General features: G+C 56.3%; 20 protein-coding genes and 1 pseudogene. 9 read left to right on the forward strand and 12 right to left on the reverse strand.

Annotation, left to right across the window (positions count from 1 at the left end; all coding sequences use genetic code 11):
- Positions 1–1,533, forward strand: coding sequence for an alkyl hydroperoxide reductase subunit F (gene ahpF, locus PKO02S_RS07195; protein WP_127580477.1), 1,533 nt, complete (start codon positions 1–3; stop codon positions 1,531–1,533).
- An 85-nt stretch (positions 1,534–1,618) separates the two neighbouring features.
- On the opposite strand, the gene PKO02S_RS07200 is transcribed toward ahpF, so the two are convergent.
- From PKO02S_RS07200 to PKO02S_RS07210, 3 genes are all read right to left on the reverse strand, one after another.
- The gene (locus PKO02S_RS07200) at positions 1,619–3,145 is read right to left on the reverse strand and encodes a malate:quinone oxidoreductase (protein WP_281280414.1); all 1,527 of its coding nucleotides are present in this window, start codon (positions 3,143–3,145) and stop codon (positions 1,619–1,621) included.
- A gap of 151 nt (positions 3,146–3,296) precedes the next feature.
- A complete protein-coding gene (locus PKO02S_RS07205) occupies positions 3,297–4,103 on the reverse strand; it encodes an alpha/beta fold hydrolase (RefSeq protein WP_127580481.1) in 807 nt (268 codons plus the stop codon).
- Between the two features lie 79 nt (positions 4,104–4,182).
- Positions 4,183–5,166, reverse strand: a complete 984-nt coding sequence (locus PKO02S_RS07210) for a sigma-70 family RNA polymerase sigma factor (protein WP_127580483.1) — start codon at positions 5,164–5,166, stop codon at positions 4,183–4,185.
- Between the two features lie 172 nt (positions 5,167–5,338).
- On the opposite strand from PKO02S_RS07210, the gene PKO02S_RS07215 reads away from it, so the two are divergent.
- From PKO02S_RS07215 to PKO02S_RS07230, 4 genes are read left to right on the forward strand one after another with little or no spacing between them, the layout of a single operon-like run.
- Positions 5,339–6,418 (forward strand): iron-siderophore ABC transporter substrate-binding protein, encoded by a 1,080-nt coding sequence (locus PKO02S_RS07215; RefSeq protein WP_127580485.1) that lies wholly within the window; start codon positions 5,339–5,341, stop codon positions 6,416–6,418.
- Complete coding sequence (locus tag PKO02S_RS07220) at positions 6,415–7,455, forward strand: FecCD family ABC transporter permease (RefSeq protein WP_127580487.1); 1,041 nt, start codon at positions 6,415–6,417, stop codon at positions 7,453–7,455. The genes PKO02S_RS07215 and PKO02S_RS07220 overlap by 4 nt, the downstream gene beginning before the upstream one ends.
- Positions 7,452–8,483, forward strand: a complete 1,032-nt coding sequence (locus PKO02S_RS07225) for a FecCD family ABC transporter permease (RefSeq protein WP_127580489.1) — start codon at positions 7,452–7,454, stop codon at positions 8,481–8,483. The genes PKO02S_RS07220 and PKO02S_RS07225 overlap by 4 nt, the downstream gene beginning before the upstream one ends.
- Entirely contained in the window at positions 8,483–9,286 is an 804-nt protein-coding gene (locus tag PKO02S_RS07230; RefSeq protein WP_127580491.1) for an ABC transporter ATP-binding protein, read from the forward strand. Before PKO02S_RS07225 ends, PKO02S_RS07230 begins: the two co-directional genes overlap by 1 nt.
- 67 nt (positions 9,287–9,353) lie before the next feature.
- On the opposite strand, the pseudogene PKO02S_RS07235 reads toward PKO02S_RS07230, so the two are convergent.
- The 3 genes and pseudogenes from PKO02S_RS07235 to PKO02S_RS07245 form a co-directional block, all read right to left on the reverse strand.
- Positions 9,354–9,581, reverse strand: a pseudogene (locus PKO02S_RS07235) (TerC family protein); the annotation flags it as partial.
- Between the two features lie 137 nt (positions 9,582–9,718).
- Positions 9,719–10,738 (reverse strand): FecCD family ABC transporter permease, encoded by a 1,020-nt coding sequence (locus PKO02S_RS07240; protein ID WP_127580562.1) that lies wholly within the window; start codon positions 10,736–10,738, stop codon positions 9,719–9,721.
- A 14-nt stretch (positions 10,739–10,752) separates the two neighbouring features.
- On the reverse strand, positions 10,753–11,817 hold the full coding sequence (locus PKO02S_RS07245) for a FecCD family ABC transporter permease (protein ID WP_127580493.1): 1,065 nt from the start codon (positions 11,815–11,817) through the stop codon (positions 10,753–10,755).
- 261 nt (positions 11,818–12,078) lie between these two features.
- Between PKO02S_RS07245 and PKO02S_RS07250 the strand changes: the two genes are divergently transcribed.
- Both PKO02S_RS07250 and PKO02S_RS07255 read left to right on the forward strand, forming a co-directional pair.
- On the forward strand, positions 12,079–13,002 hold the full coding sequence (locus PKO02S_RS07250; RefSeq protein WP_164821339.1) for an ABC transporter substrate-binding protein: 924 nt from the start codon (positions 12,079–12,081) through the stop codon (positions 13,000–13,002).
- Positions 13,003–13,045: 43 nt separating this feature from the next.
- Entirely contained in the window at positions 13,046–14,629 is a 1,584-nt protein-coding gene (locus PKO02S_RS07255; RefSeq protein ID WP_164821340.1) for an AraC family transcriptional regulator, read from the forward strand.
- Between the two features lie 112 nt (positions 14,630–14,741).
- Here PKO02S_RS07255 and PKO02S_RS07260 read toward each other — a convergent pair whose 3' ends face one another.
- The 6 genes from PKO02S_RS07260 to PKO02S_RS07285 all read right to left on the reverse strand — a co-directional run bounded on the left by PKO02S_RS07260 (position 14,742) and on the right by PKO02S_RS07285 (position 23,515).
- Positions 14,742–18,032, reverse strand: a complete 3,291-nt coding sequence (locus PKO02S_RS07260) for a discoidin domain-containing protein (RefSeq protein ID WP_127580499.1) — start codon at positions 18,030–18,032, stop codon at positions 14,742–14,744.
- A gap of 186 nt (positions 18,033–18,218) precedes the next feature.
- Complete coding sequence (locus PKO02S_RS07265; RefSeq protein WP_127580501.1) at positions 18,219–19,136, reverse strand: hypothetical protein; 918 nt, start codon at positions 19,134–19,136, stop codon at positions 18,219–18,221.
- A 23-nt stretch (positions 19,137–19,159) separates the two neighbouring features.
- Positions 19,160–19,954, reverse strand: a complete 795-nt coding sequence (locus PKO02S_RS07270; RefSeq protein ID WP_127580503.1) for a hypothetical protein — start codon at positions 19,952–19,954, stop codon at positions 19,160–19,162.
- A 239-nt stretch (positions 19,955–20,193) separates the two neighbouring features.
- Positions 20,194–20,889, reverse strand: a complete 696-nt coding sequence (locus PKO02S_RS07275) for a Na-translocating system protein MpsC family protein (protein WP_127580505.1) — start codon at positions 20,887–20,889, stop codon at positions 20,194–20,196.
- A gap of 277 nt (positions 20,890–21,166) precedes the next feature.
- Positions 21,167–22,702: an ATP-binding protein gene (locus PKO02S_RS07280; protein WP_164821341.1), complete on the reverse strand. Its 1,536-nt coding sequence runs from the start codon at positions 22,700–22,702 to the stop codon at positions 21,167–21,169.
- A gap of 114 nt (positions 22,703–22,816) precedes the next feature.
- Positions 22,817–23,515, reverse strand: a complete 699-nt coding sequence (locus tag PKO02S_RS07285; RefSeq protein WP_127580509.1) for a Na-translocating system protein MpsC family protein — start codon at positions 23,513–23,515, stop codon at positions 22,817–22,819.
- A 259-nt stretch (positions 23,516–23,774) separates the two neighbouring features.
- Between PKO02S_RS07285 and PKO02S_RS07290 the strand changes: the two genes are divergently transcribed.
- Positions 23,775–24,104 (forward strand): PadR family transcriptional regulator, encoded by a 330-nt coding sequence (locus PKO02S_RS07290; protein WP_127580511.1) that lies wholly within the window; start codon positions 23,775–23,777, stop codon positions 24,102–24,104.
- Between the two features lie 28 nt (positions 24,105–24,132).
- A complete protein-coding gene (locus PKO02S_RS07295; RefSeq protein WP_127580512.1) occupies positions 24,133–24,681 on the forward strand; it encodes an HAAS signaling domain-containing protein in 549 nt (182 codons plus the stop codon).
- Position 24,682: the final 1 nt, after the last annotated feature.

Consider the following 24,682-nt stretch of genomic DNA (forward strand, 5'->3'; position numbering starts at 1 on the left):
ATGGCGTTAGATGCAGACATTAAGGCACAATTAGCCCAATACCTCGGACTGCTGGAAAGCGACATCGTGCTGAAAGTAAGCGCTGGCGCCGATGAAACGTCGGTCGGTATGCTGGAGCTGGTCGATGAGCTAGCCGGCATGTCGTCCAGAATTACCGTGGAGCGGACTGAGCTCGCTCGGACGCCGAGCTTCAGCGTGAATCGAGCCGGTATCCCCGATTCCGGTATCGTCTTCGCTGGCATTCCGCTCGGTCACGAATTCACCTCCCTGGTACTCGCCTTGCTGCAAGTGAGCGGCAGGGCCCCCAAGGTGGAGCAGGCGGTCATCGACCAGATCAAGGACATTCGGGGCGAGTATCGGTTCGAGTCGTTCATCAGCCTCAGCTGCCACAACTGCCCGGATGTCGTGCAGGCGCTGAACTTGATGAGCGTGCTGAATCCCGGCATCTCGCATACGATGATCGACGGCGCCGCCTTCAAGGCCGAAGCGGAGAGCCGCGAAGTGATGGCGGTACCGTCGGTATTCCTGAACGGGGAGTTCTTCGGAAGCGGTCGGATGACCGTGGAAGAAATTCTCGCCAAGCTCGGTTCCGGACCGGATACGTCGGAGCTCGAGAACAAGGAGCCGTTCGACATCCTCGTGATCGGCGGCGGCCCGGCGGGCTCCAGCGCAGCGATCTACGCGGCGCGCAAAGGCATCCGCACGGGCATCGTAGCGGAGCGCTTCGGCGGCCAGGTGATGGATACGGTAGGCATCGAGAACTTCATCAGTGTCAAATACACGGAAGGGCCGAAGCTCGTAGCCAGCCTGGAAGAGCATGTGAAGGAATACGGCGTCGACGTCATGAAGCTGCAGCGCGCCAAGCGGCTGGAGAAGAAGGAGCTCATCGAGGTGGAGCTGGAGAGCGGAGCGGTGCTGCGAAGCAAAGCCGTCATCGTCTCGACCGGTGCCCGTTGGAGAAATATCGGAGTGCCCGGCGAAGCCGAATTCAAGAACAAAGGCGTAGCTTACTGCCCTCACTGCGACGGCCCCCTGTTCACAGGGAAGCATGTGGCCGTGATCGGCGGCGGCAACTCCGGCATCGAAGCGGCCATTGACCTCGCGGGCATCGTGAAGCACGTCACCGTGCTGGAATTCATGCCGGAGCTCAAGGCGGATGCGGTGCTGCAGAAGCGCCTCTACAGCTTGCCGAACGTGACCGTCATCAAGAACGTGCAGACGAAGGAAATTACCGGTACCGACAAAGTGAACGGCATCTCTTATATCGAGCGGGATACGGGCGCCGAGCAGCAAATCACCCTGGAAGGCGTGTTCGTCCAGATCGGTCTCGTGCCGAACACCGACTGGCTGGCGGACACCGTGGAGCGCACGCGCTTCGGCGAGCTTGTGGTCGACCGTCACGGCGCGACGAGTTTGCCGGGCGTATTTGCCGCAGGCGACTGCACCAACAGCGCGTATAAGCAGATCATCATCTCGATGGGATCTGGAGCCACTGCCGCTTTGGGAGCATTCGATTATTTGATCCGAAACTAGGGACTAGGAACAACCCCTCCTGTACAGAAAAGCCGCTTTACTACCGGTTGGTAGCGAAGCGGCTTTTTCGTATGCCCGGCCTCTGCTAGGCGTGCATCAGTTCTTGTCTCAGACGCAGCGCCTGATCGGTGGACGAATGGATCTCGTCGATCAGAGCCGGATTCTTCACGAGGGATATGCCGTAGGAAGGAATCATTTCCTTCAGCTTCGGCTCCCAGGCCTTCATATGCTGCGGGAAACATTTCTTGATCAGCTCGAGCATGACGGATACGGCTGTGGAAGCGCCAGGAGAGGCGCCGAGCAAGGCGGCAATCGTCCCATCGGCATCGGTCACGACTTCCGTACCGAATTGCAGCGTTCCTTTGCCACCGGCCTCGGTATCCTTGATCACCTGCACCCGCTGGCCGGCTACGAGCAAATCCCAATCCTCGCTCTTCGCTTCCGGCACGAACTGGCGCAGCTCTTCCATCCGGTTTTCCTTGGACAGCATCACTTGCTGGATCAAGTACTTGGTGAGCGCCATATTCTTGGCGCCGGCCGCCAGCATCGTGAAGACGTTGTTCGGCTTCACCGACCCGATCAGGTCGAACATGGAGCCGGTCTTCAGGAACTTCGGCGAGAAACCCGCGAACGGTCCGAACAGCAGCGACTTCTGATTGTTGATGTATCGGGTATCCAGGTGCGGAACCGACATCGGAGGAGCGCCAACCGGCGCTTTACCGTATACCTTGGCATGATGCTGCTCCACGATTTCCGGATTTTTGCACACCATGAACAGGCCGCTGACCGGGAACCCGCCGATATTTTTCGCTTCTGGAATACCTGATTTCTGCAAGAGCGGCAAGCTTCCACCCCCGCCGCCGATGAAGACGAACTTCGCCGTATGGCGCTCGACCGCACCGCTCTCGATATTCCGAACCTTCAGCTCCCAGAGCCCATCGCGCGTCCGTTTAATACTATCTACACTTTGCTTGTATTTGATTTCGACTTTTTTGCGCTTTAGGTCTTCAAACAGGAGGCGCGTTAATGCGCCAAAGTTAACATCCGTCCCAGATTCGATTCGAGTCGCTGCAATCGGTTCATTCGTGGTCCGGCCTTTCATAATAAGCGGAATCCATTCCATCAGCTTCTGGGGATCATCCGAGAATTCCATCCCTTGGAACAACGGATTGCTCGCCATCGCCTCGAACCGGTTCTTCAGAAACTGAACGTTCTTCTCCCCCATCACCATGCTCATATGAGGCAAAGGCATAATGAAGTCCTGCGGATTGCGAATCTGCCGGTTGCTCACAAGATACGACCAGAACTGTCGGGACACCTGGAATTGCTCGTTGATCTTGATCGCTTTGCTAATATCGACCGAACCGTCCGGCTTCTCTTCCGTGTAGTTCAATTCGCACAAGGCCGCATGCCCCGTACCTGCATTGTTCCACTCGTTGGAGCTTTCTTCCCCGGCGCTGCCCAGCTTCTCGAACACTTTTATGTTCCAGTTCGGCACCAATTCCTTCAGCAGGGATCCTAGCGTAGCGCTCATGATGCCGGCACCAATCAAGATAACGTCTGTTTTGGCTTGTCTGCTGCTCATAATAACCGTCCTTACATACCTTTTCACAAAGTTAATAGATTTGTCTTCATCTATTATAGAATAGTTGTAGCCTATTTGAAAGCCGGAAAATTTCAGGCAAATTGTACAGAGTCGTCTTCGTGGACCTCCAAATTAACCTGAATTTAACCTTCTATGAAGTAGGTAAGAGCATCACTCGTTATCCTGGCTCGTACTGGGAAAATGTCCCCTTCAAAAACCGCGAGAGCACGGGCAGCACCGCTTTCGGGCTAGCCATGTGGTCCTGGCCGGCGAGCCGCACCAGCCCCGCGCCCGGAATCGCATCAGCCAGCTGGCGTGAAACCTCATGAATGCTGGCCGGGCTTTTCTCGCCCACAATAATTCGCAGGGGCACCGCGACTTGAACAGCGCGATCGACCGGCGGAAGGTCCTGTGTGAGGGCAATATCATAGGCCAACGTAGGCGCCAAGGCCGCCATCGTCTTCCACCCCGGGAACAAGGGGAGCAGCGCCACGAACAGGCCAGGCATGCCGATGCCTTTCAGAAACGTTTTCATCGCCTTCTTGTTCCGACCGGCGTCCAGCAGCTGCCTCACCGTCTCGCCCAGCCGACCGTACGACACCCGCTCCGCCTCGTTTGGCACATAGGGCAGATCGTGCAGGACGACCTTGTCCACCTTGCCGCCCAACCGCAGGGCCGCCTCCAGCGCGAGCACCGCTCCCGAGGAATGGCCGTATAAATGAGCCTTGCCGCCGGCGGTGTCGATCATCGCCTCGATGTCCTCGATCTCCCGCTCGATCGCGTAAGGCTGGGTGTCCCCGCTGTCGCCACGCCCTCGGCGATCGTAATTGTATACGGTAAACGCCGTCCCGAATACCTTGGCATCCTGCTCGATCGGCTTAAATTTGCGAAAGCAGCCTGCACCGGTAATGTAGATCAGGGCAGGTCCGCTGCCGTGGATATCATAGGCTAATGTGGTGCCATCCTTCGATTGTGTCGTCTTCATGCGTTCGCTCCTCAGACTCATTCAGAATTAGTTTCCGAGAGTTAGACGATTCGCCAGCCGAATAATCATCGGTCTACTGCTAAACTCGGCCGGCATCCAACCGAGAAGGCAAGCCGAAGCGCTCAAATAAAGGCGTGTCGATAAAATTGTGAAGATGGACGAGCTTCGCGTTCTGAATCTCCAGCACATGGATGCACCATGGCCTGTACCCGCCGCCCTCGCCACCAGCCGGCACGTATTGCCCGAAAGCGGGACACCCGTTCGCCCAAACCGGCAGCAGCCGGGAGCCTGCACAATGGTGCCGTGTCGCTTGGTAGAACGACGCAAGGCTCGCTCTGCCGCTCACCCACATCGGGTAAGGCGGCATCGACAAGCTGCCGTTCTCGTGGAACAGCGCCACCAGCGCCTCGATGTCATACCGCTCGAACGCTTCCACGTAACGGTCCAGCAAGCTTCGATCGGCCTCGACAACGCCGTAGTCTCCCTCGCGCAAGACATCTGAACGCAGCTCCGCTCGGCGAATCTTCTCCCTGGCCCGCTGCGAAGCGCTATTGACGGCGGCCACGGTCATCTCTAGCGACTCCGCCGTCTCCCGGGCGGACCATCGGAAGACGTCCAGTAAGATAAGGACGGCGCGCTGACGGGGCGGCAACGACTGCAACAGAGCGAGAAACGCCAAGCGAACGGTCTCCCTGCCGACTACGATATCCGCGGGGGATCCCAGAGAGTCGGGGGCCGGCCATACCCAAGAGGAATTCGGCCATTGTTCAACCGGCTCCACGACAACCGCCGCCGCATCGGTCATGTCCATGGGCAGCGCCCGGCGTTTGGCATTCCTTAGCTTATCGAGACAAATATTCGTGGCGATCCGATACATCCACGCCCGGAGGGAAGTGTCTTGCCGCAGCTGGTCTCGGCTCTGCCATACGCGCAGCATCGTATCCTGCACCGCATCCTCCGCCTCGAAGATCGATCCCATCATCCGATAGCAATACCCCAACAGCTCGGAACGCAGCCCCTCCACCGCGGGATCCCAGCCCCCTTGCTTGTCGCTCGTCCTCATCTTGACGCCCCCTCACCGCTCCTGCACGTGTGCATTATAGCAGGAAAGGAATGCCTCGCGCCACTTAATTGATAATGATTTTCATTTCTTTGTTGACAACTAAAAGATTCGAAGCTATAGTGACATTGATAATCATTATCATATGAACAGGAAAAGGAAGGGTTAAGGAAAAATGAATGCAAACCGCAAGCTCACTGTTAAGGCACTGCTTCTGTTGACCGTCGTTATGATCATTCTGGCCGCTTGTTCCTCCAAGGAGCAACCCGGTTCATCCGCTTCGCCGTCGCCGTCTTCGTCACCATCGCCTAGCGTATCGGCAAGTGCTTCCGCATCTCCGGCCACTACTTACCCGATCACCATCAAACATGCTCTCGGCGAGACGGTTATCAAGAGCAAGCCGCAGCGCGTTGTCACGATTCAATGGGCGAACCACGACGTCGTATTGGCGCTTGGCGTTGTCCCTGTGGGCTTCTCGGCGGCCAACTACGGCACGACCGACAACAGCGGCCTGCTGCCTTGGACGGCGAAGAAGCTGAAGGAACTGAACGTAGCCAAGCCGAACGTGTTCCAAGATACGGATGGTCTGGATTTCGAAGCGATCTCCGACGCCAAGCCGGATGTCATCCTGGCCGCGTACTCCGGCATCACGCAGAAGGACTATGAGATTCTCAGCAAAATCGCTCCGGTTGTCGCCTACACAACTAGCCCTTGGACCACCACATGGCGCGAGCAAGTACTGGTGAACGCAACCGGCATGGGCATGAAAGCCGAAGGCGAGAAGCTCATCAAAGATACCGAAGCTCTGATTAAAGAAAAAGTAAGCAAATATCCGGCGCTCAAAGACAAGAAAATCGTCTGGGTCAACTTGTCCGCCAAAGATTTGTCCAAGTTCAGTGTGTACACGCCTGCCGATCCTCGCGGTGCGTTCCTCGAAGAATTGGGCATGAAATATTCGGAAAAAGTAACGAAGCTGATTACCGATCCTAAAGCCTACTCGTTGAAACTGAGCGCCGAGAATGTTGATTCCCTGTACGAGGCGGATCTCCTCATCGGCTATGGCGACGACAGCCTGCTGCAAGCGCTCAAAGCGGACCCGCTGTTCGGCAAAGTGCCTGCGATTCAGAAAGGCACCGTCGTATTCATCCCGAACGGCACGCCGCTCGCCGCTTCCGGCAACCCGAACCCGCTGTCGATTGCCTACACGATCGACGAGTACCTGAAGTTGATTGGGGCCGCTCTTGAGAAGAAATGAGCCGTCTCCCAAGTTCCGCCACTAAGCGTATAGGAGCTCCAACGCCCAAGCATTTCGCCCTGGTCCTGGTGATCGGTCTCGTCCTGCTCGGCATCTGCTTGCTCGCTTCCCTGGCATTCGGCTCGCGCGTGGTGAGATTCCACGATGTGATCGACGGTCTGTTCTTCCCGGACATCGACTCCCTCGAAGCCAATATAGTGCGCAAGCGGATCTCCCGCACCGTGTTCGGCCTATTCTGCGGGGTGGCGCTCGGCATTTCCGGCTCGCTCATGCAGTCGGTCACGCGGAACCCGATCGCCGATCCGAGCATTCTGGGCGTGAACACAGGCGCCGCCTTGTTCGTCGTCATCGGCAGCGCCTTCCTGGGTATCGGCAGCGCGGGCGAGTATATCTGGCTCGCTCTGGTCGGGGCGGCATTAACGGCTCTATTCGTATACGGAATCGGCTCAATGGGACGTGGCGGCGCCACGCCCATTAAGCTTGTTCTGGCCGGGGCAGCCACGAGCGCCGCTCTCGCCTCCCTGATCGGGGCCATTCTGATTCCGCGCGCCTACGTCATGGACCAGTTCCGGTTCTGGCAAGTGGGCAGCGTCGGCGCGGCCAACTGGGATTTCATCGCTCTCTTCGCTCCGTTCCTGATCGTCGGCGTCGCGATCGCCTTTATCGCGGCTCCCGCCTTGAATGCGATGGCGCTCGGGGACGAGGTCGCGACCGGACTGGGCGTGCGAACCGGCGTGCTGCGGCTGATCGCCGCTTTCGCGGGTGTGATCTTGTGCGGCGCGGCGACGGCGCTGGCCGGACCGATCGGCTTTGTCGGGCTCCTGGCGACTCACGCCATGCGCCTCGTTCTAGGGCCTGATCTGCGTTATGTGATCCCCATGTCCGCTTTGTCCGGCGCCATCATACTGACCGTATCGGATGTGATCGGCCGACTGATCGGCAGTCCTGGGGAGCTTGAAGTCGGGGTCGTAACCGCGTTCGTCGGAGCCCCGATCCTGATCCTATTAGCGATGCGATCGAAAGTGCGTTCCTTATGACAAATTTAGCGATTGAATTCATCACTGCTGGCCGTCGCCGTAGACACCGCCGCTGGGTTCTGATTACGAGTCTGCTCGCGGCGATATCCTTGGCCCTATGCTGCGCCATGCTGCTGCTAGGGAACACGATTTATCCGGTAAGCGACGTTATCCGAGCGCTCGCGGGCGAACAGGTCCCCGGCGCTTCCTTCGCCGTCTCTACCATCCGCTTGCCGAGAATGCTGGCCGGACTGCTGGCCGGCTTCGCGTTCGGCATTGCCGGGAATACGTTCCAGACGATGCTGCGCAACCCCCTCGCGAATCCGAACGTAATCGGCATTACGTCCGGCTCGAGTGCGGCGGCCGTATTCTGCATCCTCATCCTGCATGCGAACCCGGCGGTCGTATCGGTTGCTTCGGTCATCGCCGGACTGGCTACCGTCATGCTCATCTATGTGTTGTCCCGGGGAAGAACGTTTTCCATCGGGCGATTGATTCTGGTCGGGATCGGCATACAGGCGATGCTCGACGCCGTCATCTCATATTTGCTGCTGGTAGGCGCTCAGCAAGATATTCCCGCAGCGCTGCGTTGGCTGAGCGGCAGCCTCAACGGCGCTCAGATGCACGAGCTTCCGCCGCTAGCCCTGACGGTGCTCATTTTCGCGCCTATTATTATTGTGCTGGGCAACCATCTGGGCATGCTGGAGCTAGGGGAACAGGCCGCCTCGACCCTCGGGGTGGATACGGACAAGACCCGCATCGCGCTCATCGTGAGCGCCGTGTTCCTCGTCGCCATGGCTACCGCCATTACCGGCCCTATCGCCTTCGTCGCCTTCTTATCGGGTCCGATCGCCAAACGATTGGTCGGAGTCGGCTTGCCGAACGGCATTCCAGCCGGTTTGGTTGGCGTCATCCTAGTCTTGGCGTCAGATTTAATCGGACAGTTCGCGTTTGAAATCAGATTCCCCGTGGGCATCATTACCGGGATCCTCGGAGCGCCGTATCTGATCTTCTTACTCATCCGAATGAATCGAAAGGGAGACTTATAATGAAACCCAACCATACTTTTAGAGGCGAACAGATTGTCGCGGGTTATGAAAATAAAACGATTATTCACGGCGTGAGCCTTGAAATCCCGAGCAACCAAATTAGCGTCATCATCGGCGCCAACGCCTGCGGGAAGTCCACCTTGCTCAAGACGCTGGCCCGCCTGATCAAGCCTACCTCCGGGGAAGTGACGCTGGACGGCAAGTCTATCGGCAAAATTCCGCCGAAGCAGCTGGCTCGCGTCGTCGGCCTGCTGCCGCAATCTCCGATCGTGCCGGAAGGCATCTCGGTCGCGGATCTCGTCGGGCGGGGCCGGTTCCCGCATCAATCGCTGCTCCGAGGGTGGAGTCGGAAGGACACCGAGGCGGTCGCCGAGGCGATGCACATCATGAACATCACGGAGCTCGCCAATCAGAACATCGACGAGCTCTCCGGCGGGCAGCGGCAGCGGGTCTGGATCGCCATGGCGCTGGCGCAGCAGACCGATATTTTGTTCCTGGACGAGCCTACGACGTTCTTGGACATCACCTATCAGGTCGAGATCCTGGATCTGCTCACCGACCTGAACCGCAAGCACGGCACGACCATCGTGATGGTGCTCCATGATATCAATTTGTCCGCGCGGTACGCCGACTACTTGTTCGCCCTGCGCGAAGGCAAGCTGGTGGCGGAAGGATCGCCGTCCGAGGTAATCACCAGCGGCTTGGTGAAAGACGTGTTCGGGCTGGATTGCTCGGTCATCGCCGACCCCGTCTCGGGTTCGCCGTTCGTCGTGCCCAAAGGTCGCTATCATGTGCATGCTTGAAGAAAAGGACCACCCCTTGATTGGGGTGGCCCTTTTTTTGTTAGGTGGTCTGCTCGTACTCCTAAGATTAAGCGCTGCCTGCCTTCGAAGATTTGTTACTGGGGGCGAACCAGCCCAGAACGGCGATCGCCACCAGGAGCAGATAGAACACAATCGTCCAGCCCGTGCTATGCGAAAAATCATGACTCAACACGCTGATATCGTCGTGAGCCAGCGTTATGACCGCCAGCTTCACGCCAACCCAAGCCACGATCGCATAAGCGGTCGTCTCCAGCGCCGGGTGTTGGCCGAGCAGCAGCCTATCGAACGTAGCGGTATAATCGCCCGGAACCGGAGCCCGGCTCGAATCGACGACGAACGGCACTTCATACAGGACGAGCTTGGTGATGGACGAGAGACGATTGGCCGCCTCGAGCGCCCCTTTATTGCAAGCTATCCCTTCACCCGCACCAACAAGTACAGGAAATAGGGCGAGCCGAGCACCGCCACGACAATGCCCGTCGGAATCTCCGACGGCATCAGCACCCAGCGCGCGATCGTATCCGCCGCGATCACGAGCAGCCCGCCGGCCAGCGCAGCCGTCGGCAACAGCACCTGGTGCCGCGTCCCGATCAGCCGGCGTGCTAAGTGCGGAGCGATGAGGCCGACGAAGCCGATGCTGCCGCTCACCGCGACGCAGGAGCCGGCGAGGCCTACTGCGGCGGCCAGCAGCACGAGCTGCTCGCGCGAGACGAACGCGCCGAGGCCGGTAGCCGTCGCGGTGCCCAGGCTGAGCACGTTGAGCGTGCGTGATTTGCAGATCACGTAGGGCAGCAGGATGGCGATGAACGGCAGCAAGGCAAGCACAAACTGCCAGTCCTTGCCCCAGATCGTGCCGACCAGCCAGGATTGGATGAACTGAAACTTCTGCTTCGAGATCTGCAGCGACAACAGAATCATCACCGAGGAGAGGCCAGCCGTAACCGCGACCCCCGAGAGCAAAAGCGGCGTCGACGACAATCCGGTACCGCGTCGATACGCCAGGGCGAACACGATCGCAGCCGTCACAGCCGCGCCGCCCCACGCCAGCACCGGCAGCATATAGACGGGCGCTCCGGCGGCGGACGGGAAGTAGGCCACGTACAGCAGCACCGCCAGACCGGCACCGGAGTTGATGCCGAGAATGCCCGGATCCGCCAGCGCATTGCGCGAGATCGCCTGCATGATGCAGCCGGCTACGGCTAGACCCGCTCCGATCAGCACGGCGATTACGATGCGAGGCAGGCGAAATTCGAACAGAATCAAATTTTGTTGCTCCGTCCCGGCCCCGATGATCGTGCGCAGCACCTCGAGCGGAGTGAGCCGGATGAAGCCGGTGTTCATGCTAAGGATGAAGACGATAAAGATGAGGAGGCCCAGCGTGACCATCACGACGATGCTCCGACGAAGTCGACTTGCCTCGGCCGGTGTCATATTCCCTGCAGTCCTCAAGAGAGCTCCCTCCTTTCTTTTCGCGCCAAATAAAGAAAGAAGGGAACGCCCAACAAGGCAATCAACGTCCCGATCGGCGACTCCTCCGGGGCATTGATCGTTCTCGCCGCCAAGTCGGCCAACACGACGAAATTCGCTCCCAAGACGCCCGAGCACGGAATGATCCAGCGGTAATCGACGCCGACGAGCTTGCGGGTCACATGCGGCACGAGCAGCCCGATGAAGGCGACTGCCCCGGCGACGGATACGGATGCGCCAGCCAACACCAACACGACCAGCATCGCTAGCAACTTAACGAGTCCCGTGCGCAGGCCAAGCCCTTTTGCCACATCCTCACCTAGACTTAGTAGCGAAATAGACCTTGATAGCAGGATCGCGCCTATCAGCGCCGCTCCCACCCAAGGGACCATGATTTTCAACTGCAGCCACTTTACCCCGGCCACACCCCCCGCATACCAGAACGCCAAGTCTTGTCCGATGCGGAAATGAAGCGCGATTCCTTCGCTGAGCGCCGTCAGCATAGCCGATAGCGTGGCCCCGACGAGCACCAAACGAACCGGCGTCAGGCCTCCCCTGGAGATCGACCCGAGACCAAAGACGATAAGGGCCCCTAATCCTGCTCCGGCAAAGGAATAGAAGATCAAGGCATTGTAGGGCAGCTCGGGGAAAAAAGCGAAACAAAGCGCCAAAGCGAAGCCCGCCCCGGCGTTCAGCCCCAGCAACCCCGAATCCGCCAACGGATTGCGGGTCATGCCTTGCATAATCGCGCCTGCAATGGCGAAAGCGGCCCCTACCACTGCAGCGGAGAGCACCCTCGGGAGCCGAATCTCGTGAATGATCTGGTGCGTCGTCGTATCCCGTTCATAATGGAAGATCGCTTGCCACACGGTTTCAAACCCGATATCGGCAGCCCCGAAGGATACGGACAAGCCGATCGCCAGAGCGAGCGAGGCCAAGCCGCCAAGAAGAATAAAGCCAACTGACCAAGGCCTTGTTTGGAAGGAAACAACCTCCTCCTGAACGGGTACGGCCACACCCGATTTTGCCCTGGCGAATGACATGTCTAACACTCCTATCTATATTGATGACTAGCGGGCAGTCGAATAGAAACAACCTGATTATAGTGATAATCGTTCTCATCGTCAACGACCACATACCCTCTCTTTCCCAAAATCCGCAGGAATTCCGCTCTACGCGGTCGATTTATAGCGATAATGCGCCGTTCCCGAAAAAGACAGCACGATCGGTTATTTTCTTTTGGCCCTCACCCTACTATAATTACAGATAATGATAATCAATATCAACTGTAAGGGGATATGGAAATGACCGCTCTTCGACGTACCGCCAGTATTCTATTGCTCGTTACCCTGATCTTCCTATTGGCCGCTTGCGGCAGCCAGACGACCGGCTCCACGGCTAAGGAGGATGAATTCCGCACGTTGACCGACGCCATGGGCCATGAAGTGAAAGTGCCCACCCATCCGAAGCGAGTGATCGCTCCGTTCCTCGAGGATCCGCTCACCGCACTTGGGGTGAAGCCGGTCGCTCAATGGAGCGCCAACGGTGTACCGCAGCGTTACCTGCAGGATAAGCTCAAGGACATTCCCGTGCTGAACATGCAAGGCGGTCTGAAGACCGAGGAGACGTTGTCGTACAAGCCCGATCTCATTATTTTCCTGGCTCCGACGTACTTGGCTGCCGGCTCCTACGAGCAGTTCTCCAAGATCGCGCCTACTTTCGTCCTCTCGAACAATGAAGCGGACTGGCGGGGCAACCTGGAGAAGCTCGGCAACCTGCTGAACGAAGGGGATGCGGTGAAAAAAGCGCTGGCCGACTACGACAAGACGCTCGCCGATGCCAAGAGCAAGCTGGGCACCATTCCGGCCAACAAAACCGCCGTCGTGCTGCAAGCGAATGATGAGAAAGGATTCGCCCTGTTCGGCCCGAGCTTCTATGGCGGCGCTACGCTCTATGGCGCTCTTGGCTTCAAGCAGCCGCCTGTGGTGAAAGGCGACTATGACAAATTCTCGATCGAAGCCTTGGAGCAATTGAAGGATGTCGACTACATTTTCCTCATTACCGGGGAAGGACGCGGCAAGCCGCCGGTCGACAACCCGCTGTGGAAAGGGCTGGCCGCCGTCAAGGCAGGCCACGTGTTCGACGCCGATTCCGGCCACTGGTTCAACGCCAACCCGATCGCAGGCAAACTCATTGTCGCGGATGTATTGAAATATGTTAAACCATAATCATCCTCGAGCATTCGACCTCCGGCCTACAGCCGAGGGTCTTTTGCGTTATCGATTGCTGGACGTCCAAGTGCTGCGGTTCGTGCCGCATGTGCTGCTCGGTGAGCGGCATTTTCTCGATCGGAAGCCCGCTTCCCATCGACTGCTGCTGTCGCTTTACTACGGGGAGCTGGTCATTGACGGCCGCCTTCATGCGATGCGCCCAGGCTCGCTGTTCGTCTGTGCCCCGGAGCAGTTGATCGAGCTGACCAACTTCACGAGCGAGTCGTTCGAGCTGCTGATGCTCGAGTTCGAGGTGGCGAGCGCGGACTTGGCTCCTGCGGAAGAGGGGCAGCGGCTGTTCCCGCATATCGGCGAAGCCTCCATCCCGTCGCTTGCCGTGGCCGCCCATCTGTACGATACGATGCGCTCGAATTGGAGCCGCGGCGGGGCGTCCGGCCGGCTTCGCAGCGAGGCTGGCTTGCTGGAGCTGCTAAGCCTCGTGCTCGCTCACAAGGAGCAGCAGTCCGAGCTGATCTTCGAGAACGCGCGGCTGGAGCTGGAGCGGCGGTTCCGCGAGGATGTGTCCATCGATGTGCTCGCCGGAATAGCGGGGCTTAGCCGGTTCCACTTCATGCGCCTGTTCAAGGAACGGTACGGGAGGAGCGTGACCGAATACCGGACGGAGCTGCGCGTGACCGAGGCCAAACGGTTGTTATCCGCCGCCAAACCCGCTGCCATCGATCGTATCGTCTACGAGGTCGGGTTCAAGAACGAAGCTTATTTCAACCAGCTGTTCAGGAAACAAACCGGCGTCGCCCCAGGTATCTACCAGCGCAATCAGAAGCGCAAGGTCGCCGCTTACAGCTGGGTCAACTTCGGCCAGGTGCTGGCGCTGCGGACCATTCCTTTTGCCGCGCCGATGGATCAGTATTGGACCGACTATTATAGAAGCAAATATAGCTACGAGGTCCAAGTGCCGCTCAGCCATCGCTATGACTACAACTACATGGTGCTGGAGCAGGCGAAACCGGACTTTATTGTAGGCGTGGCGGAGCTTGTCCCGCCCGAGGAGCAAGCCAAGCTGGCGGGAATCGCGCCGTCCTTGTTCTTGAGCTCCGACGATGAGTGGCGGCGGCACTTGGAGCTCACCGCCGAGCTTCTCGGCGATCCGCAAGAGGCGCGCAGCTGGCTCGCCCGGTACGAGCGCAAGGCGGACAAGACGCGCAAGGCGCTGCACAGCGAGGGGAGTGGCGGCGAGGCGCTGCTCGTCCTGCTTGTGAAGCGCGACGGGCTGCAGATTTGCGGTCGGCGCACGGGGACCGTGCTGTACGACGATCTGCACATTCCGCTGCCCACGGGAGTCGCCTCCGTGAAGTGGCTACAGGCCGTGGAGCCTCAGGCTTTGCCGGGCTTCGGCGCGGATCGGGTGCTGGTCCACGTCGACGGCAACGAAGCGGCTATGGCGCGCTGGACGCAGTTGGCGGGCTCGGCGGTGTGGCGACGCCTAGACGCCGTGCAGGCGGGACGCGTCCATGTCGCAGCCGGCTACTCCTACTTCACCTCGCCCTGGAACGACTACTCCGCCTACCGGCACGAGCAGTTCCTGAACGACGTCCAGCAACTGCTCGCTCATACACAGGTGTGAAGTAGTCGCGCTCCTCCAGCCGGCCGGATTCCGCTCGCGCGGGGAGATAGTGATCTGCCATAACCTTATTGAATAGGAAAAGCCGCCTGAACCGGGTTCAGGCGGCTTTTCTTTAGTCTCTTGGCAGAAAGATAGGTTGCACGGCTGCGAGCATCATATATAGGTCAAGCTGATCGAACACCCCGTCTCCATTCAAGTCCAGCTGCGGCAAAGTGCCGTTGTTGATCAGCGGGATCATATCGTTGAGACGGAAGAGTCCATCCGGACCCTTCGGAAGAATATCCACGATCACGATGGTCGTCTGCTCGAGCTCTACATTTCCCGCAATGTCCACGCTCCAATAGGTGATGGTGTGCGCACCCTGCTTCTTGAGCAGCACCGGACTGCCGGTGAGCTCCACTCCGTCCACGAAGTAGATGCTGGTGGATGCACTGTCGTCTTGTACATTGAAAGTAACAGTCACATGTTTCGTTTCGGGATCCTTTGCCAAGGCAACCGTTGTCACCGGCGCAACCTTGTCGATATTCGCAATCGTCACCGTCACACGCGTCACATTTCCCACGGAATCCGTAGCCACGAACTCGAAACTACCATTCCCCTCGAACGTGTAGCTACTCGTATTCAACGTCCCATCATCCACTGTGGCACTCACCACTATATCCTGGTTCGTCGGTTTCGCACTGTCGTAGTAGCCAATCGTTATCACCGGCGGCAAATCCACCGCGATGGAGGCGTCGAAGGTCTCGCTGACATTGCCCGCTGCATCCTTCAGCCGGGCGTATACCCGCTTCTCGCCTTCGCCATTCGTCAGCGTATACGCTACGCTCTCCCGGAAAGCTTCCCATTCCGACCACACTTCTAGATCATCCGAGAATTGCATGGAGACAGCCCCCGACTCCTCGTCATCCAGAGCTAGAGTGACGGCATAACTCGCCGTATGAGCAGCCCCCTCGTTCACCTGCATGTTGCCTGTCGGCGAAATCGTATCCAGCGTAATCGATTGGCTGAAGGTCTGACTCAAGTTGCCAAACTCATCCTGGAATTGCATATACACGGTCTTCAATCCATCCCCACTAGGCAACGTGTACAGCCTGCTAGCGGCGTAAGTCTCCCAGTCCGACCAGGACACGCCGTCATAGTAGAATCGCATCTGGGTGGCGCCGGTGTCCCCGTCATCGAAGGTCAGCAGCACCTCGGTGTCCATCGTCCAGGACGCGCCGCCATTGATACGGGCCGTCACGACGGGAGGCGTCCTATCAATATTTGTGACGTAAAACACGCTCTGGCTGAAATTGCCGGCCGCATCGGTCGCATAGGCCGAAATCGTTCGGTTCGAATATAAAGTAAAAGGACCGGTGTACGGGGAATCATAATCGCCCCATAGCTGATAACGCCGATCCACCGTGTCGGCTGAAAATTCAATGGTCACAGTCACAGATTGTGCAGGCGCCGTTGTGGACAGCGAGAATATCGGTAATGCAGGCGGCACCTTGTCGATGTTGTCCACTTCATAGGAAGCCACCGAGCTCCAGAACCCTTGGCTGGTCTGGTACCGCGCATAAATCGTCCGATTCTCAGTCAAGGTAAGAGACCCGGAATACGTATACCATAGCGCTTGCTCCAAACTGTATTGCTGCAGCACCGCATTAGTCGGGAAAACGAGCGTCAGCAGCACATTCTGATTGGTCGGACTTTCCGTACTCGCTTGAAAGCCTACCTCTTCGAGCTTCCATGTGATCGTCTGGCTCTGTGGCGACTCGGTATTCCCCGCCGAATCTACGCTCCAGTAAGTGACTGAATGTGCACCGGGAGAAGAGAAGCTGATCTGGGTGCCGTTCTGCTGCGTTCCACCATCTACTGTATAGTAAGTCGCAGCCACACCGGATCCAGTATCGGTCGCCGTTAATGTCATCCCGTTGACCGTCGTAACAGGAGGAGCCGTATCTCGCTTGATCGTAACGCTCTCCGAAGATGCGCCTCCGCCCAAGGACGAAGCCGAACATGAATAGTTCGAGCCTGCGCTTCCCGTATCAGCGGTCAAGGATACCGGCTCACAGCCTACAGTTGTAATGGGTTCGCCTGCCGGCTCTGTCAGCGTCCAGCTTAGACCCACATCGGACTTATACCAGCCATTCTGTCCGGGGGTTCCGGTGACAACGGGTTGAATCCGGGGAGAGGTCTGAACGTCCAGGCTGCCTCTTATTATCCTGCTAGCATCAGCATTCTGCCCAGACACAATGAACCCATATGTATCTCCCGCATTCACATGAAAGACCGAGTTCCCTGTTCTTTCGAATAAGTCGTTCACGCTGCCGCTGTACAAAACAGTCGTTGTTGTGCGAACTCCGTCCCGCTCCACAAATGCCGTCAGCCCGGCCGTCGCCATGTACCAAGAGTGCAACCCGAAGTGCCGCCAACGATAGTAAATATCCGCCGTTTCAGTAGCGATGGCTTTAAACTCCCAGCTCGCACTAGTGCTTGTAATATCGTAACCCAGACGCACCCCGTAAGTGAGCTCGGTTACTGTCGCGGCATTCGGCCCTTTGCTCGTCCAGCTCCCAACGGGCCGGAGCAATCCCCGTGCAGACTTCACCTCAACTGCTACGACATTGCTCGTTATCGCTGCAATCTGCTCCATCGCTCCGGTATTGGTGTTCGTCACTACCGCATAATAGTACGTCGTGCCCGCCAAATTCGTCGGCGCCTGGAAAGAAGCGCTCTGCGCACCGCTGATCGCCGTTCCCCCGCTCGCGCTGTTCGACGAGTTGCTGTACCACTGGTAGCTCAGCGTACCTCCGTCACCTACGGATGCCGTTATGCCCACCGTCGGAGAAGGGTCGCCAACCTTCACAACCGCCCCTGCAGGCGGAGTGAGGATTGTCGGCGTCTCCGCTATCGCCACGGCAGGATCGCCGTTTACCGCAAACTCGTAAATCCGGATGAGTCCGCCGTTGGCTTGATTAGGTGCCGTCACGATCAGTTGAATATATCGCGCCACAACAGGAGCGACATCATGCGTAACGACATTCGCCGTATTGTTCGTCACCTGAACGGCCGAAACCCAGCTTACCCCGTCCGTACTGGTCTGGATCTCGTAGTCTCTAGTAATATAGTTCGCACTTTCCGTGCCGGCATTCGTAAGGACGAACTGGCCCACGATGTACAGCGCCCCTAGATCGATCGTCATCCGATCCGTCGACGACAAGCCGCACCACTTCGTCGAAGGGTTGCCGTCGAGCGCATGAGCCGCTGTCTCACTCCCGGCGCAGAAGCTGCCCGACCCCGTCGTAACCGTTTTGTTCAAGCCCAAATTCACGTAAGCAACGGCATGTATAACCGCTGGAATCATCCCCAGTGCCAGCAACCCCATCGCCAACATACAAATCAAACGCCTGAATGCCATCTCGCCTCTCCTCTATCTATTTAATAGTTCTAGCTTCTCATTCAGTAGATGCGTCAATCCGGGACGTGAGATTAGAAGGGTCGGACCAGAGGGGAAATGCAGCTTCCTACTTACAATCACAAAGGACGCCCCCGCTTGCAGCAATTCGTTACTACTTGTTATGTCCGCCTATTTAAGTGCCCTTGATTAAACAGTCCTATCGAAAGGTTGAAGGCTGTATTCCACACGCACATCCTGAATACCCTGAATCCGCTCCAGCTCAGCCTGGTCGGGGAACGCGCCGGCGTTTGCCCGGACCAGCAGCTGGTCCAACAGCTCCAGCTGCTCGCTGCGCATCATCAGCTTCAATGATTCATTCACCGAGCTGTCCTGAAGCCCTTTCGCTTCTCTAAACTTCTTCTGCGCCTTCTCCAGCGTCTCCTGGAACTGCTCCAGCCGTTCGTTCGCCTTGTCGAACTGATGGCGAATCTCCGTCGAGCTGCCCTGCAGATCGTCGAGATCGAGCCCCTTTGCCGATAGCTCCAGCAGCCCCTGCAGCCCGTCGGGATTTCGAAGATAATGGCTCAGAACCCGTCCGAACTGCCCATTCGTCGCTTGGTTGTACATCGCTTCGGTGCCTCGCAGGAACCCTCCGTAGAACCACTCGTACTGTTCCATGAACCAATCCGTCGTTTCTTGAATGCGTCCCCGCAGAAAATCAATTTCGGACTCCAGCAGCTTCGCCTCGGACGGGTCTGCATCGGCATTGGCCTTCACGTCCTCCAGCCGCTTCTCGTACTCCGCCATTTCATCCAGCATGGGGTCGATGTACTGCTCGCGTGAGGTGGCGACACTTCTCTGAAAAGCGTCATATATGCCTCGCACAACCGATATTCCCCGGTCGATCAGGGACGCCTCCGCCTGCTTGTTCCAGGGCCCGTCCTTGGCGTTCAGCAGCAGCTGCTTTTCCCTGGCCTCGAGTTGTTGATTCAGCTTCTCCTGCTCCGCATGCTGCTTCAGTTGATTATTCACAATCTGGACGGCAAGATTTACCGGAACGCCCGCTCCGAGCTTTTTGTCCAGGCTCATGCCATTGATGGAAAGGGTAGTTGATCCAATCTGCATCCTAGTCATTGTCCCCCTTAGCTTCAGCTTACTTCAACGACATCCGTTTCCTTGACCAGAAGATCCTTGTAGTAGCGGGCCAATTCCTTCGAGACCTCTTCCACGTTCAGCTTTCTAGCTACTTCCACCGCCGCCGCATAGTGCTCATAGTCGAGATGCTTCAGGATCAGCTTTCTCTTCTGACCCTTGGAGCACCTGGTATGGTAGATCGCCCACATCAGGGTGGCATTATCTACCTGCACGTAGTCGGGGACTTCCTCCTCGATCACCAGTCCGAGCACCTCCGGAAGCCGATCCGGCAGTTTGCCGCTCAAATACACCTCGCGCGCCCAGTCGCTCACCTGTCCGTTTCGCTCTGGATAGTGCAGCAAGCGAGTTACAATATGTTCCGACTCCTCATCATGATCGATCAGCCATTGGAGCTGCTCTTCTTCCAGCGGGAGCTCTTGAATGAAGAAGCTGACCGCCCCCTGCGCCTCTTCGCTTCCCGTCAAAACAAACTGCTGATAGAGCGCAAACAACTGCCGGGTCAGCCCTTTGCCGAACGGTTCCTCGGAGCTGCGGTTTTTCAGCATTCTTTTCAAAATTTTCAAACACTCCACTCTTCGAAACTTCTTATTCGCGGCCAACTCCTCCACAAGGATGCCGGCCACATGCTCAATCGACTTATGCTCCAGCGCGACCGTGTTCAAAAAACGCCGCTCGTTATATATATCGGTTGTCGTAGCCACAAATTTCTTCATGTATTTCTTGGGCGAATACTGCAGCTGAAGCCGTTCCAGCTCGCCCACACGTTGCTCCAGCTCGTGATGATCCATGAGTCTTCCCCCTCCGTTAGATCGTCTTAATCCGATGGAACCTACTTACAAGATTCGCTACCCGCAGCCTAAACCCTTCCAACGCCCAACTAATTCAAGTTCACCTCTCCATTTTACCAAAATGGAAAAGAAAAAACCGTCCGGGGGACGATTCTCTGAGGATTTGCATCATATTCTGCACCTGCACCACATCGTTCGTTTGTACGAACGCATGCGACGTGTCAATCACCCCGCAGCCTTCACACCTTCGGTCTTACAATCAACACAATAACGCTCCTATCCACATGGAAGTTCCAGTCGACAAACACGTCTACAATTTTCGCCCCTAAGATTTGTTCAACATACTTGTTGTCCCGCAAATACTTCTTCTCCAGCTCGTTCAACGCCTGCTTCAGATGCTCCTCATCCCTTAGCCGGATCAATTCCTTGCTCAGATCAATCAGGTTGCCGGTACGCACGACGAGCAGCGTTCTCTTGTTGATCATCCGGGAAAAGAGCTGTTCCGGCTGCTTCTGAACTCGATGGCTGATCGCTCGAATCTCGCGATGCAGCTCCTCTTCCCCTTCATACTGCTTGTCCGCCTCAGACGTCCACGAGACATCCTCGCTTTGAAGTCCTACGAAAATACCGGAGTGATTATGCAGTTCCCAATCGTAATAGAACTCCGACAGGTTCATCCCGGTCAGCAGCAGCAAATAAGCCTTGATTTCGGGAATCAACGACCTCATTACGAGATCTCTAGTGTGCTGAATTGTACGGACCTGTCCCTGCTTCAAGAGAATCTTCTCGGTAGGCGTCAGGAAGTTGCGCAAATACACGACAAAAAAGGGAGGTTCCATACTGACAAAAATGGACTGGGGGCCTTTCCCGAATGCTTCCCGGAGCATCTTCCCTATGTGGCTAGCAATCTCATTCTGGAAATGGTTCTCGTTCATAGTCCAACATTCATCCTCAGCCAAGTTTCACTCGCTCTAAGCTTTCCTTACAATAAAAAAAACCTAAATAAAAGGTTGCTGAGCAACTTTTATTTAGGCTTATGTCCAGCGCTGTCTCTGGTTCATTACGGCCAGCTCGATTTGTATTTCTTGTTAGTACTGCACGTATCGATCTCTTACAGGTCTACCCTGTCAGATCGTTCAGGCAAGAGCGTCATGTCTATTACCCTACCCTATTTTAAATAGTTTATTGAGATTTAGCAAGGTTCAGCTTGCACTACTTGTAGAAATCCTCCAAAGCTTGCTGCAAAGACCCTCTAGTCACGACTCGTTCATGGATGGCAAAGCCTTGTTCGACGATCGTAGTCGTCATTTCCGGCCGCAGACCGGTGAGGATGGCCTTGCAGCCCTGGATAGCGATCCCGTTCACAATCTTGAGCAGATGGGCCGCATTCGTCGTATCCATAGAGGAGACGCCGGACACATCGATGACGAGCTGCTCGATTCTTAGCCGGTGAATACGGTCGAATACTTGCTCCTGCATCTTCTTGACACGCGGCATGTCCAGGCTGCCGACAATCGGGAGAATGGCGAATTGCTCGGAGAGGGGGATGACCGGCACCGTCAGCCTCTCGATCACCTCGCGATGGGCTTGGAGCACCTGATTCTTATACACGGAGTAACTGGATGCGAAATGCTTCTGGTACGTGTCCAGATGATCATTCACATCCCGTTCGAGCTCGAAAAAGGTGACCTTCTCCTGTCCGCCGCTCGTGTAGTAGGCATGTAAGAACGCCCAATACGTCTTCCTCAGCACTTGAATCCATTCCAGCTTCAGGATCAAGTCCAACTGATGGCTGGCCCAATTTCTCCCGTGCTCCTGGGCGTGCTGGATCAGCCCGTGCTCGTTCCGCTCGTTAAGCAGCTGCACGAGCTTATGCGCGGATTCCAGAATGTACTCGGGATCGAAGGCCGTCGGTTTCATAATCTCGAACAGCTCTTTCCCTTGCAGCTTCAGCAGTTCCATAAATTCGGTCCGTCTCGATGTATAGTACTGCGAGAACTGCTGATTGTGGACATGCAAGGGGTTCACGGGAGCCTCTCCTTCCTGATCCGTCTCCTCATGGATGGGAAGCTGCACCGTAAATTCCGTGCCGACGCCGACCTCGCTTTTCACCCGGATAATCCCGCCGTGATCGTAAATGGTCGTAAACACTTGGGTCAAGCCCATGCCGGTGCCTTCCGCTTTGGAGGTGTAGAAGGGCGTGCCGAGCAGGTTGATCTTCTCCTCCGGAATGCCGTCGCCGGTATCCGAAATGCTGATCAGGAGATGGCCGTTAAACTTGTAATGCTTGATGCAGATGGCGCCTCGGTTCGAAATCGCTTCGAATGCATTTTTGATCAGGTTGAAGAACGCTTTCTTGATCTGGTTCCGCTTTCCGTAGACTCTTGTATTCGTATCCTTAAAATGTTTCTGAATGGCTACTTGGTAGGAGCGTTCCTGGAACAAATACAAAAGCGCTTCCAATTCCGTGCTGAGATCGATCGAATCGAACGGTTCGCTCTCCAGGTCCGGCTTCGAGACATGCAACAAATTTTGCAACGTTTCAATGGCGTTTTCCAATTCGATGTAGGCATAATCCAGATACTTGTGCGGTGTTTCATGCTTCAGCAATTGGAGGAAGCCCTTGACCGCCGTCAACGGGTTTCGGACCTCATGCGCGATGCCCGCGGCAATCTGACCGACGGAAGCCAACCGATCCAGCCTTAGATCCGACTCGCTGACCAGTTGATCGGCATTAGACTCTGACAAGCTGCACACCTTCTTTCCCATTGGAATTCGACCGAACGCAAAAAAGCCTAACAAAAGCCGCTTCGCAGCTTCTATACAGGCTTATGTCCAGCACGATCTCTGGCTCATTACCACCTAATTATGAACGGGTTCCAGCACGAACACGATAGCGCTTTTGTTCAAATGAAAGTCCCAGTCCACGAACACATCCATGATCTTCTTCCCCAGAATCGATTCCAGCCGATTGTTGTTATGGAAGTAGCTCTTCTCCAGGTTGCGCTTGGCCAGCTTCAAATTCCCTTCGAACCCGAGACGGATCAATTCCTTCTCAATACTGATCAAGATGCCGTTGCGGATCAATAGAAGCGTCCGATCGTTCAGCAGGCAGGAATACGTTTCTTCCGGCGTCTTCTCCACCAAGTGGCTGATGTTGTCGATCTCGTGATGAAACTCCTCTTTCCCGTCATACCGTTCTTCTTTGAAAGCTTCTACATAGTCTGCTTCCTCGACCCCTACGAATACCCCGGATAAGTTATGCAAACCCCAGTCATAATAAAATTCCTGAAAATCAATGCCGGCGAGCAGGGACGTATAGGCTTTGATCTCCGGGATGAGTGTCTTCATCAGCAAGTCTCTTGTATGCTGGATGGAGAGCACTTGATCCTGCTCGAGAAGAATTTTCTCCGTCGGCGATAACAAGCCCTTCAAGTAAAAGACGACAAGAGGCCGTCGGATACTGACGAAGATCGATTGCGGCCCTTTCCCGAACGACTCCCTAAGCAGCCTTCCGACATGACTGGCAAGCTCTACTTGGACTGTTTTTTCTTGTTCCAACTGCGACCATCCTTAGATAGAGGCGAAAGCATCCCGTCTTTCACCCATTTTTTATTGTAACTTTATGCCGCAAACTGCGCAACCGTTATGTAACCTCACATGCCTTTATTTTGAGGGATTGCGGTTGATTTTATGCGCGGCTTCTAGAAATTCAGTACCTTGCATTATTCAATACCGTGTGATAAATTATAGCTATTGAAGCTACTGTTTAATATTCAGTACTGATGGATGAAGATTACGAAGGATCGGAGGTACATCCGTGGACATTAATACGCAGTTCAAAAAAGGAGTACTGGAGCTCTGCGTGCTCGTTCTCATCGAGAAGCACGACCGCTACGGATACGAGCTGGCGGAAGCGGTATCCGAGCATATCGAAGTGGCGGAAGGCGCTCTATACCCTTTGCTTCGACGACTGGTTAAAGACGGCTACTGCACGACCTATCTGCAAGAATCCAGCGAAGGTCCTCCTCGCAAATACTACAAGATCACCAATGAAGGCTCGTTGTACTCCAAAGAGCTGATCCTCGCATGGAACGCCTTCGTGCAGAACGTGGGCAACTTAATCGAGCAAGGCGATTTTCCGAAGTAAATCTACGAACGGAAGAGGGAGATTCCCCATGAATAAACAAGAGTTTATCGAAACGCTCCGCCATTACCTCGCCTCGATGCCCGAGGAAGAACGGAACGAACTATTACGCGATTATGATGCCCACTTCATGCACGGCCAGCAGAGCGGAAAGACCGAGGCGTATATCGCCAGAGAGCTGGGGGATCCTCTAACATTAGCAAGGGAAGCCGTAGGCGACCAATTCCTTCCCCCTCCTCCTTGGTCGCCGCCGCGCCGGGATACACCGAGATTTATGGGCGTGAGCTTCCTGCTCTTCTTCTTAAACGCTATGATCGCCATCCCGGTATTCGCTTCGGTTTGGGCCGTCTTCGTCGCCGTATGCGCAGTTACCCTCACCACCTTCTTGTCGCCGTTCATCCTGGTAGCGGAGTCGATATTCGAGAATGGATACGCGCACTACAAGCTATTCATGGCGATCGGATTGCTCGGCGTCGGCATGCTGTTGCTGCCTCTAGTCCGCTTTGTCGGCAAATGGCTGCTCTTTATTACGGTTCAATACGGGCTCTGGAATGTGAAGACCTGGAAAGGAAGAGCGTAAT

Source organism: Paenibacillus koleovorans NBRC 103111 (assembly GCF_004000845.1).
Classification (GTDB): Bacteria; Bacillota; Bacilli; order Paenibacillales; family NBRC-103111; genus Paenibacillus_AA; species Paenibacillus_AA koleovorans.